We start from the raw sequence: 14,907 nt of genomic DNA on the forward strand, positions 1-14,907 counted from the left end.
GTACCTGTTCCCCCGCGTGTCGAAGGGCGATGACGCATGCCTGCACTACCCCGGGTACCCCTACGCGTGAAACGGCCGGCCCTGCGGGCCACGCTCGCCGTACCGATCCTGGCGCTCCTCGCCGCGTGCGGCGGCGGTGCCGGGCAGGCCGCGCAGGGGCTGGCGCCGGACGCGGCGCTGCCCGCCAAGGTCCCGTCCGGTACCCAACTGATCGTCGGCGATCCGCAGACCAAGGTCGCCCTGCAACTGTCCGGCCAGATCGACGAGTTCTCGTTCGCCGTGGAGTGGGCCAACATCAGCGGCGGCCCGCAGACCACCGAGGCGTTCCGCGCCGGGGCGCTGGACGTCGGGGCCGTCGCGGAGATCCCGCCCATCCACGCGACCTGGACCGGCCTGCCGGTCAAGATCGTCGCCTCCCGGTACCGGAAGGACCCCATCGGCCACCCCACCTACGAGATCGGCATCGCCCCCGGAACGGGCATCACGACCCTCGCCGGGCTGCGCGGCAAGCGGATCGCCTACAGCCCCGGCCAGGCGCAGGGCGCGCTGGTGCTGCGTGTGCTCAAGAAGGCCGGGCTGACCAGGAACGACGTGAAACTGGTGGAACTGCCGAGCACCGGCGACGTCTACCCCAACGCGCTGGCGAGCAAGCAGGTGGACGCCGCGCCCCTGGGCGGGGTGCTGATCAAGCGGTACCTCGCCAAGTTCGGCCACGAGGGCGCGACCACGCTCAAGCACGGCATCCGCGACGACCCCGCCCACCTGTACGTGCGCGCGGTCACCCTCCAGGACCCGGCCAAGGCCGCGGCCGTCAAGGAGTACGTCGCGGCGTGGGCCAAAGCCTGGCGCTGGGTCTACGAACACCCCGACGAGTGGATCGCCGGCTACTACGTGAAGGACCAGGGCCTGAGCGCCGCCGACGGACGCTACCTGGTCGACGCCGCCGGAGAGCCGGACGTCCCCGGCGACTGGAGCGATGCCATCGCCCGCCACCAGGAGACCATCGAACTGCTCGCCGCCGACACGGGCAACGAGGTGATCAACGCCAAGGACCTCTACGACCTGCGTTACCAGTCCGTCGGCGCCGACGCGTTGAAGGAGGGCGCCTGATGGCCACCTCACTGCTCACCCCCACCGCCCCGGCCGCCGCGCCGCGGACGTCCCCGGGCCGGGCCCGCCGCAGGCTCGGCCCCGGCCGCCCGATCAGGTTCGGCCTGCTCATCGGGCCGGGCATCCTGCTCGCGCTGTGGAGCCTGGGGTCGGCCACCGGCGGGCTGGACCCCCGGGTGCTCCCGGCCCCCTGGACCGTGGTCACCACGACCATCGAGCTGATCGGCAACGGCCGCCTCCAGGAGAACCTGCTCGCCTCGGTGCGCAGGGTAGGCCTCGGCCTGGCCATCGGCGTGCCCGGCGGGGTGGCGCTGGCCCTGCTGTCCGGCCTGAGCAGGTACGGCGAGGCGCTGATCGACGGCCCGGTGCAGATCAAACGGGCGATCCCGGCCCTGGCCATCATGCCGCTGCTGATCCTCTGGCTGGGCATCGGCGAGGTCATGAAGGTCACCGTGATCGCGCTCGGCGTACTGGTCCCGATCTACGTCCACACCCACAACGGGCTGCGCGCGATCGACAACCGCTACGTGGAGCTGGCCGCCACCGTCGGGCTGGGGCGGGCCACGTTCATCCGGCGGGTCGTGCTGCCGGGGGCCCTGCCCGGGTTCCTGCTCGGCATGCGGTTCGCGGTCACCGTCGCCTGGCTGCACCTGGTGGTGGCGGAGCTGATCAACTCCACCAGCGGCATCGGCTACATGATGGACCTGGCACGGACGTACGGGCAGACCGACGTGATCCTCGTCGGCATCGTCCTGTACGGCCTGCTCGGGCTCTTCTCCGACGCCGCGGTCCGGCTCGTGGAAAGGAGGGCCCTCTCGTGGCGGCGCACACTGGCGGGCTGACCGCGGAAGCGGCGGTGGCGGCGGTCCGGGTATCGGGGCTGACCAGGAGGTTCGGCGAGCGTACCGTGCTCGACGGGCTGGACCTTGCGATCGCGCCCGGCGAGTTCGTGGCGCTGCTCGGCCAGAGCGGGTCGGGCAAGAGCACGCTGCTGCGCGCCCTGGCCGGGCTGGACGCCGACGGCGAGGGCGAGGGGCAGGTGAGCGTGCCCGCGCGGGTGTCGGTGGTCTTCCAGGACGCCCGGCTGCTGCCCTGGCAGCGGGTGCTGGACAACGTGGTGCTCGGGCTGCCCGGCGACCAGGCCGGACGCGGCGGCGCGAGCCTCGGCGAGGTCGGCCTGGCCGGGCGTGAGCGGGCCTGGCCGAACCAGCTCTCCGGCGGCGAGCAGCAGCGGGTGGCGCTGGCCAGGTCGCTGGTGCGCGAACCGGAGCTGCTGCTGGCCGACGAGCCGTTCGGCGCGCTCGACGCGCTCACCCGGATCAGGATGCACGCGCTGCTGCGCCGGTTGTGCGACCGGCACCGCCCGGCCGTACTGCTGGTCACGCACGACGTGGACGAATCGATCGTGCTCGCCGACCGGGTGCTGGTGCTGTCCGCCGGGCGGATCGCGGCCGAGGCCCGGATCGACATGGAACAGCCGCGGGATTCGGCCGACCCGAGGTTCGCCGAGATCCGTACCAGGCTGCTGGCCGCACTCGGCGTGACAAGAGAAACGGACAAATCGTGAGCCGACCATCAAACCATCAATTAACCCTCAATCTCTTCATTTACCCGGGCGGTCATCATGAGGCGGCATGGCGACATCCCAGTTCCGACGCCCACCGGCTTCTTGACATCACCTATTACCAGGAGCTGGCCCGGCAGGCGGAGGCGGCGAAGCTGGACGCGGTCTTCCTGGCCGACGGGCCCTCGCTGCCGGAGAACGTCCGGTACGCGAGCCGGTTCCGGCTGGAGCCGATCACCCTGCTGACCGGGGTGGCGACGGCCACCGAGCGGATCGGCCTGATCGCGACGGCGTCCACGACGTACCTGGACCCCTACAACCTGGCCCGCCTGTTCGCCTCCCTGGACCACATCAGCCGGGGCAGGGCCGGCTGGAACATCGTGACCACCGGCGCCCCGCAGGCCGCCGCCAACTTCGGGCTGGACGAGCACCCGGTGCACGCCGACCGGTACGCCAGGGCCAGGGAGTTCCTGGAGGCCGTCACCGCCCTGTGGGACAGCTGGGAGGACGACGCCCTGGTCATCGACCAGGCGAGCGGGATCTTCGCGGACACCTCCAAGATCCACCGCATCGACCACGCGGGAGAGCTGCTGCGCGTCGCCGGCCCGCTGAACGTCCCGCGCTCCCCGCAGGGCAGACCCGTCTACGTGCAGGCGGGCTCCTCCAAGGACGGCCGCGCCTTCGCCGCCGCCCACGCCGAGGCAATCTTCACCGCGCACCAGACGCTCGGCGACGCCCGCGACTTCTACGCCGACATCAAGGCCAGGGTCAAGGGCGAGGGCCGCGACCCCGACCAGGTCAGGGTGCTGCCGGGGATCAGCCCGTTCATCGGCTCCACCGAGACCGAGGCGCTGGAGCTGCAGGAGGAGTTCGACGCGCTGATCCAGCCGGAGTACTCCCTGCAGCAACTCCACCAGCTCCTCGGGGTGGATTTGCGCGGATTCGACCTGGACGGGCCGTTCCCCGTGGGCGTGCTGCCCACCACCGGCGACCGGCAGGAGAGCAGCCGCTTCAACCTCGTGGCCGACATCGTGCGGCGCGAGGCCCCGACGATCCGCCAGTTGCTGCGCAGGCTGGCCGGGGCGCGGGGGCACTGGGTGACGGCGGGCGCCCCCGAGCAGATCGCCGACCGGATCGAGGAGTGGTTCACCGGCGGCGCGGCCGACGGGTTCAACGTGATGCCTCCGTACCTGCCGGGCGGCTTCGACGCGTTCACCGATCACGTGGTGCCCATTCTGCGCGAGCGGGGCCTGTTCCGGACCGAATACGAGGGCTCCACACTTCGCGAGCACTATGGGCTCCAGCGCCCGCCGAGTCGTTTCGGCGCGACGATCCGACGGGCCGAAAACCGCTGGTAGAGTAACGTTTCCTGTCACGTTCCAAGACGCCCGTTGCCGTAGCCTCGCGCAGGCGGTAGAAGAAGTGACGGCAGTGAATCGGGGGCGCTTATTCGTATCCTCCGTCAGGGATGGGAGCGGGATACCCGTGAGCAGGAAATTAGCGGTCATCACCCCGAGCTACGGACCGGACTCCGAGCTTTTCGGCGAGCTCCACCGGTCCGTGCTCCACCACACGTCAGAGGACACCGTCCACCATGTGATCGTGCCCACCGCGGACGAGCCGGTGTTCGCGAAGTTCGCAGGCCCGCGGTGCCGGATCTGGACGGAGCCGGAGCTTCTCCCCCGCCGCTATGTCCGCATCCCGCACAGCGGTCTGTGGGCCAACCTGCGCAGACCATGGCCCCCTGTGCGCGGCTGGGTCCTCCAGCAGGCGCTCAAGATAGCCGCCGCCGCGAACGTCGACGCCGATGTGGCGCTGCTGCTCGACTCCGATGTCGTCCTGGTGCGGCCGACCCGCGCGGAGAGCTTCACCACCGACGACCGGCTGTGCCTTTACCGCGTCGAAGACGGCGTGCACGCGGGAATGGACCGGCATATCAAGTGGCACCACGCGGCGCGCGGCCTTTTGGGCCTGCCCGCCACCAAGACGCTTCCACTGCCCGATTACGTGAGTTCCCTCAACTTCTGGGACCCGGCCCTGGTCCGGGAGATGCAGGAACGCATCACGAAGGTCACCCGGCGGCACTGGATGGACGCCTTCAACTCGCACCTGCACATTTCCGAGTTCATCCTTTACGGGGTCTTCGTGGACGAGGTCGTGGGCGCCTCGGCGGGACGCCCGCCGTACACCGACTCGGTGTGCCACAACCGCTGGGACGACACCCCGCTCGACCTCGCCGCCGCCCTCGACTTCGCCGACCGGCTGACCCCGTCCGCGGTCGGGATGATGATCTCGGCCAAGTCCCGCACCCCGTGGGACGTCCGGCTCGCCGCCGTACAGCGCTGCGCGAAGGTGGCCGGGGGCTGACCACGCCGATCCGCGGACGCCCTGCCCGCCCGCCCCGTGGCGGGGCGCTGCGACGTGACCTGCTACGGTGACGCATGACGCGGGGTGCCCGGCGTGTCCGGGCTGAGATCACACCCGTAGAACCTGCTCTAGTTCGGACTAGCGAAGGGACGTCACCGTGGGTGAGGGTTCGTTCTGCACTGAGGTCTGGCAGCGCACCGCGAAGCTGGTGCGGGCCGTCCACGAGCATCCGTTCAACACCGCGCTCGGCGCGGGCACGCTCGACCGCGACAAGTTCGCGTTCTACATCGTCCAGGACGCCCGCTATCTGGAGGCGTTCTCCAAGGCGCTGGCCGCCGCCTCCACCCGCGCGGGCGATGTCCGCGAGGCCGCCTTCTACGCGCAGAGCGCCAACACCGCGCTGACCGCGGAGGCGTCGCTGCACGCCGGTTACATCGAGGAGTACGGCCTGAGCCCGGACGACCTGTCCGGGATCGCGACCTCCCCCACCTGCCTCGGCTACTCGTCGTTCCTCCAGGCCACCGCACTGTCGGCGCCCTACCCGGTGCTGTCCGCGGCCGTCCTCCCCTGCTTCTGGGTCTACCAGGACGTGGGCGAGGCGCTGCTTGCGCGTACGGCCGGCATCGCCGACCACCCCTACCGCGCCTGGATCTCCACCTACGCCGACCCGGCCTTCGCCGAGTCGGTCACCCAGGCCAAGGAGATCACCGACCGGCTGGCCGCCGCGGCCGACCCGGCGACGCGCGAGCAGATGGTCCAGGCGTTCTGCCGGGCCACCGAGTACGAGTGGATGTTCTGGGACAGCGCGTGGCGGCTGGAGACCTGGCCGACCGCGGAGTGGGTCTCGCTCTGAGCCGACCCCCCGCCGGGAGCCACTGTCGATATCCGGCGCGCCCAGGGATGCGTACCAAGATTGTTCGCGGAGCGTAACCATCCGGATACTTATGGTGACCACTTCCTGATCGATAGACATGGCGGGTGACCGAAGGTCTATCGCGGAAAGGAGCGCGGTCCCATGAGCGCGACAGACATCGGGCCTGCCCGGCCCCCCCGGTTCCTCGATCTCCAAGCCTGACGGGCGGGGGAACACCGGTGCGAGGGGAGCCGTGGTTCGCCGTCCTTCCCGACGGGGCGGCCGGGGCCGCCGCGGCGGGTGCGCTGCGCCCGTGGGCGAGCGGTGTGATCGATCACGCGTCCGGCCGTCCGTGGCTGGTCGGCGAGTGGCCGTGCGACCAGATCCGCCACGCCCGCGCGGGCTCGGCGCAGGTGACGGTGCTCGGGCGATGCCCGGTCACCACCGTCGACCTGACGCGGCGGCTGGATCGGATACGTGATCTGGACGATGTGGAACGCGTGGTCGCGGGGCTGCCCGGCAGCTTCCACCTGATCGCCGCCGTGGGCGGCAGGGTGCGCGTCCGGGGCAGCGCCTCGGCCGTGCGCCGCGTGTTCCAGGCCCAGGTGGCCGGGGTGACGGTGGCGGCCAGCCGCTCCGACGTACTTGGCACCGTGACCGGGGCGCCGGTCGACGAGGAGGTGCTCGCCGCCCGGCTGCTGCCGCACTGCGCGGCCTGGCCGCTGCAGGAGGCGGGGGTGTGGCGCGGCGTCACCGGCGTGCCGCCCGACCACTGCCTGATCCTGGAGCCCGACGGCACGGCGACGCTGCGCCGCTGGTGGAGTCCGCCGGAGCCTGCGCTGCCGCTGGACGAGGGCGCGGAGGCGGTGCGCGACGCGCTGGTCGCGGCGGTCGGCTCCTGCGCCAAGGGCGGCTCCCACTACGGCGACACGATCAGCGCCGACCTGTCCGGCGGACTCGACTCCACCGCGCTGTGCTTCCTGGCCGGGCGCGGCTCGGCCCGCCTGGTGACCATGCACCGGCAGGGCGCCGACACCGGGCCCAGCGGGTCGGGCGACACGGTGTGGGCGCGGCGGGCCGCCGCGGCGCTGCCCAACGCCAGGCACCTGACGGCCGGGCGCGATGACGTCCCGCCGTGGTTCGGCGGGCTGACCGATCCCCGGCAGGCCCTGGAGGAGCCCTCCGGCTGGGTCCGCGACACCGCGCGGATCGCGTACGTGACCGACCGGCTGATCGCGGCCGGTTCCTACCTGCACCTGACGGGGGTGGGCGGCGACGAGTTGTTCTCGGTACAGCCGTCCTATCTGCACGATCTCGTCCGCCGCCGGCCGCTGACAGCGCTCGCCCACCTGCGCGCCCGCCGCATGCCGTGGTGGCGGTCACTGCGGGCGCTGGCCGAGCGCGACTCGCACGCGGCGTGGCTGGCGGGGTGTGCGGGCGGCCTGAGCGGCGAGCCCGCGCCCAGTAATGCGTACGGTGACGCGCTCGCGCTGACCTGGGGCGCACCGCCCCGGATGCCGGTGTGGGCCACCGGGCAGGCGGTCCAGGCGGCCCGCGACGTGCTGTCCGGCATCGCCGCCGACGAGCCGCCGCCGCTGTGCCGGCGGCGGGCCCAGCACGCGACCCTGCTCCAGGCCCGTACCGCGGGGGCCGGGCTCCGGCAGGTCGAGCAGGCCACCGTCCGCCTCGGGCTGCCCTACGCCGCCCCCTACCTGGACGACGCCGTGATCGAGGCCGCGCTCTCGGTACGCCCGCACGAGCGCGGCGCGCCCGGCCTGCGCAAGCCGCTGCTCACCACCGCGATGGACGGCCTGGTGCCGCGCCCCTTCCTGGCCCGCCCGCCGCGCAGCGGGCCCGCCGCCGAGTTCTACGCGGGGCTGCGCCGGCACCGCACGGAGTTGATGGACCTGTTCTCCTCCTCACTGCTCGCCCGGATCGGGCTCATCGACCCGGCGGCCCTGCGGGCCGCCCTCACCGGCCCACGGCCGCCGCTGCACGCCGTCGAACCGCTGTCGCGGACCCTCGCCTGCGAGATCTGGCTGCGCTCGCTGTCCGGGCGGGAGCGGCTGCCCGCGATGGCGATCGGAGGACACTGATGCCGCCCGTGACCTGCCCGGCCGCGCCGCCCGCGCCGCCGCCGGCGCCATGAGCGGCCCGGCCGACCACGCCCGGCCGGGGGCGTGATGGCACCCGACACCACCCACCACCGGCGGACCGGCCTGCACCGGCGCAACGCGCCCTGGGGGGCCTCGCCCGCCGTCTACACCCGGGCGCTGGCCAAGTCCTACCGCGGCGTGCCCGCCGTGGCCGGGATCGATCTGAGCGTGGAGGCCGGGGAGCTGTTCGCGTTCGTCGGCCCCAACGGGGCGGGCAAGTCCACCACCTTGGCCATGCTGTGCACGCTGCTGCGCCCGACCGCGGGCCAGGCCCGGGTGGCCGGGATCGACGTCCTCGCCGACCCGATGGAGGTCAGGCGGCGCATCGGCCTGGTCCTTCAGGAGTCGGCGTGCGACGGTGACCTCACCGTGGCCGAGCATCTGCGCTTCCACGCGGGGCTGCACGGCATGGGCAGGCACGAGACCCGCCGCCGGATGACCGAGGCGCTCGACCTGCTCGGCCTGTACGACGAGCGCGACACCCGGGCGCGGGCCCTGTCGGGCGGCGGCAGGCGCCGCCTGTCCATCGCCCGCGGGCTGCTCACCTCCCCGCAGGTGCTGTTCCTGGACGAGCCCACCCGCGGGCTCGACCCGGCCGCCCGCGCCCAGGTCTGGGAGCACCTGCTCCAGCTCCGCCGGCACAGGGCGGTCACGATGTTCCTGACCACCCACTACCTGGAGGAGGCCGACCACTGCGACCACGTCGGCATCATCGACGGCGGCCGGCTGCTCGCCCACGACACGCCAGCCGCGCTGCGCGCGGTGCTCGGCACCGACCGGGTGCATCTGCGCACGGCCGATGACCGCACCGCCGCGATGCTGCTGGCGCAGCGGATGGGCGTGTCGGCCACCCGCGGCCCGGACGGCCTGCACCTGCGGCTGCCCGACGCGGCGGCGGCGATCCCGCGGCTGTGCGCCGAGTTGCGCGTCCCCGTGCTGTCGGTCGAGGTCAGGCGGCCGGGGATGGACGAGGTCTTCCTGTACTACACCGGCCGGCGGCGAATGGGCCACACCATGGGAGGGTCCCCGGCATGACCTGGATCGGCCGCGCGGGATCGCGGCGGCGGATGCTGTGGGAGACGCGGGCCGCCGGGGTGGTCTGGCGGCGGGAGGTCCTGCGCTGCCTGCGCAATCCCGCGCAGGTGGCGCTGGTCCTCTCCCAGCCGCTGATCTACCTGGTGGTGCTGGGCACCGGCCTCGGCTCGCTCATCCCGGACGTCCCTCCGGTCGGCGACTACCGCACCTACCTGTTCCCCGGCGTGCTGGTGATGACGGTCTACCTGCCCGCCGTCGCCACCGGGGCGTCCATCGCGATCGACAGGGAGAGCGGCTTCCTGCGCGAGATGCTGGTCGCGCCGGTGCACCGGGCCAGCCTGCTGGCCGGGCGGTGCGCGGGCGGCACGACGGTCGCCGCCTGCCAGGGGGCGCTGGTGCTGGCGCTGGCGGGGGTGGCCCGGCTGCCGTATGACCCGGCGCTGCTGGTCGCGCTGGCGGCGCAGCTCACGCTGATCGCGTTCACCATGACCACGCTGGTCACGCTGCTCGCGGTGTCGGTCGTCCGGCGGCAGACCCTGCACGCCGTGCTCGGGTTCACGCTCACCCCGATGATCTTGCTGTCCGGGGCGCTGTTCCCGGTGTCCGGGCTGCCGTCCTGGCTCGCCGGGCTGGCGCTGGCCGACCCGCTCACGTACGTGATCGACCCGCTGCGGCAGACCATCGCGCCCTATCTGAACGGCCAGGCTTCCCTGGCCGCGGGGCATCCGGCGGCGGTGCGCGAGCTGGCCGTGACGGCGGTCGTCGGCCTGCTGGCGCTGCTGCTGGCGGCCCGCCGGATGGCGAGGGCCGGATGAGGGCGCACGGCGTCGCGCGCGCGTACAGTGGGGGTGTGCTGCCGGGGGGGCGGACATGAGGCGCGCGGTGGCGGCGCTGGTGCTGCTGGCGGGCGGGCTGTTCGCGCTCGCCCCCGGGTCCTCGGCCACCGCCGTGCGGAGGGCCGAGTTCATCTCCGGCGCGGCCTACCTGATCGTCGAGTTCCTCGACGACGACCTGGTGCACTTCGAGCTGTCGGCGGCCGGGCCGAGCCCGGGCACCGACGCGCCGCTGTTCGTCACCCCGCAGATCGCCGAGACCGGCTATCCGGGGCCGAGCGCCCTGACCCGTGACGGCGACACGTTCACCACGCCGGGCCTGCGGGTCGAGGTCGCGCCCGCGTCGCTGTGCGTCACGGTCCACGACGCGGCCGGGCGGCTGCTGCACCAGGCGTGCCCGCGCGCACTCGACCAGCCCTGGAAGGGCCTGACCATCACCAGGGGCGGCGTCCAGCACGCCTACGGCCTGGGCGAGCAGTTCCCGCGCGGCGGCACCTCCGAGGGCGACTGGGTGGGCCGCGTCCGCACGCCGGGCGGGCCGTACGGCAACGCCATGGTCTTCGACCCCGACAACGGGCCGGTCGGCAACGCGCAGATCCCGGTGCTGTTCGCGGTGGGCGCGGCGGGCCTCAACTACGGGATGTTCCTGGACCAGGTCCACAAACAGCAGTGGGATCTCACCGGCGACCCGTGGACCGTCGAGACGTGGGGCGATCGGCTCCGCTGGTACGTGATGACCGGCCCCGACCTCCCCGACCTGCGGCGCGACTACATGGAGCTGACCGGCAGGCCGCCGGTGCCGCCGCGCAAGGCGTTCGGCATGTGGGTGTCGGAGTACGGCTTCGACGACTGGGCGGAGATCGACGACCGGCTGAGCGGCCTGCGCGCCGCGCGGTTCCCGGTGGACGGGTTCGTGCTCGACCTGCAGTGGTTCGGCGGGGTGCGCGAGGGCGCGGACGACACCCGGATGGGCTCACTGACCTGGGACCTCACGAAGTTCCCCGACCCGGCGGGGCGGATCGCCCGGTACGAGGCCGAGCAGGGCGTCGGGCTGATCCCGATCGAGGAGTCCTACGTCGGCAGGGCGCTGCCCGAGCACGCCGACCTGGCCGGGCGCGGCTTCCTGGTCAGGTCGGGCTGCGCCACCTGCCCGCCGGTCTACCTGGCCCAGGACGACAAGGACTGGTGGGGCAGGGGCGGCATGATCGACTGGACGCTCGGCGCGGCGGGCGACCACTGGCACGCCGTCAAGCGCAAGCCGCTGATCGACCAGGGCGTCCTCGGCCACTGGCTGGACCTCGGCGAGCCGGAGATCTACGACGCGGGCGACTGGACGGCCGGGGTGCTGCCGGGCGAGCACGCCCACGCCGGCTACCACAACCTCTACAACCTGGCCTGGGCGGCGAGCGTGGCCAGGGGATACGCGGCCGAGCCGCGCCGGCCGTTCCTGCTGACCCGCTCGGGCGCGGCCGGCATCCAGCGGTACGGCGTGGCGATGTGGTCGGCCGACATCGGATCCCGGCTGACCGCGCTGGCCGACCAGCAGAACGCCCAGATGCACATGTCGATGTCCGGGATCGACTACTTCGGCTCCGACATCGGCGGCTTCCGCCGCGAGATGCTCGACTCCGATCTGTCGGAGCTGTACACCCAGTGGTTCGCCGACGCCGCGTGGTTCGAGGTGCCGATCCGCCCGCACACGGAGAACCTCTGCAACTGCTTCCAGACCTCCCCCGACCGGATCGGCCATACCGCCAGCAACCTCGCCAACCTGCGGCGGCGCTATGAGCTGACGCCCTACTACTACTCGCTGGCCCACCGGGCGCACCGCACCGGGGAGCCCCTGGTGCCGCCGCTGGTCTACCACTACCAGGACGACCCCAACGTGCGGGAGCTGGGCCATGAGAAGCTGATCGGCCGTGACCTGCTGGTCGGCATCGTGGCCGGGCGCGGCGAGCGGGAGCGCGACGTCTACCTTCCCGCGGGCGTCTGGTACGACTACCACTCGGGCGAGCGGACGTCGAGCGCCGGGCAGTGGACGGGCCGCAGGCCGCTGTGGGTGGACGGGGAGTTCCGGCTTCCCGCGTACGCCAGGGCGGGGGCGATCATCCCGAAGATGGCGGTGGACGAGGCGACCATGAACGTCTTCGGCAGGCGCACCGACGGCACCCGCAGGGACGAGCTGATCGCCAGGGTCTATCCCGGCGCGGCGGCCTCGGAGTTCACCCTGTACGAGGACGACGGCACGACCACCGGCTACCAGCGCGGCGAGGTCCGCACCACCACGCTGCGCCAGCAGGTGACGGGCCCGACCGCCACGGTCACCATCGGCCCGGCCGAGGGCGGCCACCCGGGCGCCCTGACGGCCCGGCCCAACGTGGTCGAGCTCGCCGGGCGCGCCTCCGCGGTGAGCCTGAACGGCACGCCGCTCCCCCGGCACGCCACCGAGGACGCCTTCGATGCGGCGGCGAGCGGCTGGTACGACGGCGGGGACGGCTACGTGTTCGCCAAGTCCGCCGTGCTGGACGTGGGCGCGGCCAAGACGTTCGCCTTCACTCTGGCCTAGCCCGCCGGGCGCCGCACTGGCGTCTGACCGCCACCGGCCGGTCCATCGGGAAGGCGACCCACTCGTCGCGCTCGGTGGCCAGGGACCGGCAGTGCCGGTGGATGGCCGCGACATCGTAGGCCCGGCCCTCGTCGTCGACCCCGATGTAGTTGCCGCAGATGTAGTTGGGCTCCATGACCAGCCAGTCGCCGAGGTCGATCAGCCGCTCCGGGCTCAGGTAGTCCTGGACGGCGCGGCGCACGACGTCGCCCTCGCGCACGTCGCGGGGATCGTGGATGGTGAGCTGGTGCCACGCGCCGTCGATCACGCGTGAAATCCTCCTCTCACCCTCAGTGACCGTCAAGGTGAACAGAAGCACCAAGCGTGACCGGCTCCGGACATCCGTGATCGCCACCCTCTGACCAGAAATCTCCTGTTCGCCAAGAAATGCGCGCTTTGTAATAGAAAGGGTGATACGCACGCATTGTCGGGAAGGGAAGAAGGGCCCTCATTGTCTGTGATACCGTGCATTCCGAAGATGCATACCAGAAGTAGTAGAGCGCGGTATGCTCGGGGGATTATCCAATTTTGTCCGTAGTTTGATTTACGGAATGCTCGGGGCAACGACTTCATAGTGTGAGGTGAATCATGGCCGACACCAGTCCCACGGTGCGGCGCAGGCGGTTGGCCGCCGAGCTTCGCAGACTTAGAAAAGAGTCCGGCCTGACGTCGGAATACGTTGCCCAGCAGGTCGGTCTGGCGCAATCCTGGATGAGCCGCGTCGAATCCGGGCGGCAGGGTATCCGGCTGAACGACCTTCGGGTGCTACTGGACATCTACCACGTCCCGGTCGAGCAGCGCGAGGAGTTGATGACCCTCGCCCGCCAATCCCGCCAGCGCGGTTGGTGGCATTCATATGGCGACGCCATTCCCGAATGGTTTCAGGTCAGAATCGGCCTGGAGGCCGAGGCGACCCGGCTGCGCTCCTACACCGTCGAACTCATCCCCGGGTTGCTGCAGACCGCCGACTACTACCGCAGACTGCTCATCAGCCAATATCCGACGTCCGGCACGAACGACATCGAGCGCATGATCGACTTCCGGCTCGCCCGGCAGGAACGGCTGGTCGGCAACGAGTCCCAGGATCTCTCGTTCATCATCAACGAGGCGTGCCTGCACCGCCTGCGCGCCGACCCGGAGACCAGCGGGGGCCAGCTCGCCCGGCTGACCGAGCTCACCGAACTCCCCAACGTGGACCTGCGGGTCCTGCCGTTCTCGGCGGGCATCCATCCGGGCATCGACGGAGGGTTCGTGCTGCTCGGTTTCGCGCCGCCCGACCCCGACGTCGTCTACATCGAGTATCGACGCAACAGCCTGTTCTTGGAAGACTCCACCCAGGTCGAGAGCTACAACTGCGTTTATCGCGAGCTGCACGAGGCATCCCTCAGCCGCGAAGAGACGCATGCCTTCCTGACCGGCTTCGCAAAGAGCGCGGCCGGCTGACAGCCGCCAGAAGGATCGATCGTGGACATGATCACAGTGACGACCGAAGAACTGAGAGCCGCCGCATGGCGCAAGTCCAGCCACAGCAACGCGGGCGGGGATTGTGTGGAGACCGCCGTGCTGAACGGCGGAATCGTGGCGGTACGGGACAGCAAGGATCCCGACGGCCCCGTACTACTGCTCGGCGAGCGACATTTCCGGCGTTTCATCGCCGATATCAAAACCGGACGACTGGAGCACTGACTCTCCGCCGCCGCACGGGAGCCCGCGAGGTCGCCGAGGGCTCCCCCGCGGGGCGGGTGCCGCACAGCCGGATCAGGAGCCGGGTCAGGGGGCCCGATCAGGGGGCAGGGTCCGCGCGTTCCATGATGTCCTGGACGACCGAGGTCTTGGCGTCGGCGTAGTGCTGGACGTGCCGCCAGGTACGCCGGGCCAGTTCACGCTTGGCGTCCGCGTACTTGTTCCGGTCGCCCTCGTCGGCGCGCAACCGGTCACGGAACCTCAGCATCCGGTCGATCTCGCCGACCCCCTCGCTGAACACGTGCATGTTGATGTCGGTGTCCGGTCCCTTGAGCAGCCGGTGCTCCAGCCATTCGGCCTCGCGGATCCACAACCGGTATCCGGCCGCCTCCAGGGGCGCGACGTAGGCGGACTCGTCGGCTGAGTCCGGGACGACCAGCAGCATGTCGATGATGGGCTTGGCGCACAGGCCCGGCACCGAGGTGGAGCCGACGTGCTCCACGCGCAGCGCGGTGGCCCCGAGCACCGAACGGACCCGCCCGGCCTCCCTGGCGAACAGCTCGGGCCAGCGCGGGTCGTACTCGTCGAGGCGCACGGGCGCGTTGTGCGGCACGACCGGGCCGAGCCGGTACTTCTGGACGTCCGCGTCGCTGCTGTACGCGGGCTCGGTACCGCTCTGGGCCGATGACATGGATGATCTC

At 71.7% G+C, this 14,907-nt stretch carries 14 protein-coding genes and 1 riboswitch; of the genes, 12 read left to right on the forward strand and 2 right to left on the reverse strand.

The window, feature by feature from the left end; translation table 11 throughout:
• Positions 1-66: 66 nt before the first annotated feature.
• The 10 genes from DP939_RS20040 to DP939_RS20085 all read left to right on the forward strand — a co-directional run bounded on the left by DP939_RS20040 (position 67) and on the right by DP939_RS20085 (position 12,484).
• On the forward strand, positions 67-1,110 hold the full coding sequence (locus DP939_RS20040) for an ABC transporter substrate-binding protein (RefSeq protein ID WP_225878383.1): 1,044 nt from the start codon (positions 67-69) through the stop codon (positions 1,108-1,110).
• Complete coding sequence (locus tag DP939_RS20045; RefSeq protein ID WP_113982272.1) at positions 1,110-1,952, forward strand: ABC transporter permease; 843 nt, start codon at positions 1,110-1,112, stop codon at positions 1,950-1,952. Before DP939_RS20040 ends, DP939_RS20045 begins: the two co-directional genes overlap by 1 nt.
• Entirely contained in the window at positions 1,928-2,677 is a 750-nt protein-coding gene (locus DP939_RS20050; RefSeq protein WP_113982273.1) for an ABC transporter ATP-binding protein, read from the forward strand. The genes DP939_RS20045 and DP939_RS20050 overlap by 25 nt, the downstream gene beginning before the upstream one ends.
• On the forward strand, positions 2,674-4,032 hold the full coding sequence (locus DP939_RS20055; protein ID WP_113982274.1) for an LLM class flavin-dependent oxidoreductase: 1,359 nt from the start codon (positions 2,674-2,676) through the stop codon (positions 4,030-4,032). Before DP939_RS20050 ends, DP939_RS20055 begins: the two co-directional genes overlap by 4 nt.
• Before the next feature lie 127 nt (positions 4,033-4,159).
• Entirely contained in the window at positions 4,160-5,041 is an 882-nt protein-coding gene (locus tag DP939_RS20060; RefSeq protein ID WP_113982275.1) for a DUF6492 family protein, read from the forward strand.
• Between the two features lie 70 nt (positions 5,042-5,111).
• Positions 5,112-5,208: riboswitch (TPP riboswitch) on the forward strand.
• A complete protein-coding gene (locus DP939_RS20065) occupies positions 5,199-5,894 on the forward strand; it encodes a TenA family protein (protein ID WP_113982276.1) in 696 nt (231 codons plus the stop codon). Its footprint overlaps the riboswitch before it by 10 nt.
• Positions 5,895-6,133: 239 nt before the next feature.
• A complete protein-coding gene (locus DP939_RS20070) occupies positions 6,134-7,990 on the forward strand; it encodes an asparagine synthase-related protein (protein WP_158578626.1) in 1,857 nt (618 codons plus the stop codon).
• 87 nt (positions 7,991-8,077) lie between these two features.
• A complete protein-coding gene (locus DP939_RS20075) occupies positions 8,078-9,085 on the forward strand; it encodes an ABC transporter ATP-binding protein (protein WP_113982278.1) in 1,008 nt (335 codons plus the stop codon).
• Complete coding sequence (locus DP939_RS20080; RefSeq protein ID WP_113982279.1) at positions 9,082-9,900, forward strand: ABC transporter permease; 819 nt, start codon at positions 9,082-9,084, stop codon at positions 9,898-9,900. The genes DP939_RS20075 and DP939_RS20080 overlap by 4 nt, the downstream gene beginning before the upstream one ends.
• A 55-nt stretch (positions 9,901-9,955) precedes the next feature.
• Positions 9,956-12,484, forward strand: coding sequence for a glycoside hydrolase family 31 protein (locus tag DP939_RS20085; RefSeq protein ID WP_113982280.1), 2,529 nt, complete (start codon positions 9,956-9,958; stop codon positions 12,482-12,484).
• Here the strand turns inward: DP939_RS20085 and DP939_RS20090 are convergent.
• A complete protein-coding gene (locus tag DP939_RS20090) occupies positions 12,471-12,791 on the reverse strand; it encodes a hypothetical protein (RefSeq protein WP_113982281.1) in 321 nt (106 codons plus the stop codon). The genes DP939_RS20085 and DP939_RS20090 overlap by 14 nt on opposite strands.
• 320 nt (positions 12,792-13,111) lie before the next feature.
• Here DP939_RS20090 and DP939_RS20095 point away from each other — a divergent pair, with 320 nt between their 5' ends.
• Positions 13,112-13,966, forward strand: coding sequence for a helix-turn-helix domain-containing protein (locus DP939_RS20095; RefSeq protein WP_113982282.1), 855 nt, complete (start codon positions 13,112-13,114; stop codon positions 13,964-13,966).
• Between the two features lie 27 nt (positions 13,967-13,993).
• Positions 13,994-14,209, forward strand: coding sequence for a DUF397 domain-containing protein (locus DP939_RS20100; protein WP_113982471.1), 216 nt, complete (start codon positions 13,994-13,996; stop codon positions 14,207-14,209).
• 97 nt (positions 14,210-14,306) lie between these two features.
• Here DP939_RS20100 and DP939_RS20105 read toward each other — a convergent pair whose 3' ends face one another.
• Positions 14,307-14,897, reverse strand: coding sequence for a GrpB family protein (locus tag DP939_RS20105; RefSeq protein ID WP_113982283.1), 591 nt, complete (start codon positions 14,895-14,897; stop codon positions 14,307-14,309).
• Positions 14,898-14,907: the final 10 nt, after the last annotated feature.

It is taken from the genome of Spongiactinospora rosea (genome assembly GCF_003315795.1).
Taxonomy (GTDB): domain Bacteria; phylum Actinomycetota; class Actinomycetes; order Streptosporangiales; family Streptosporangiaceae; genus Spongiactinospora; species Spongiactinospora rosea.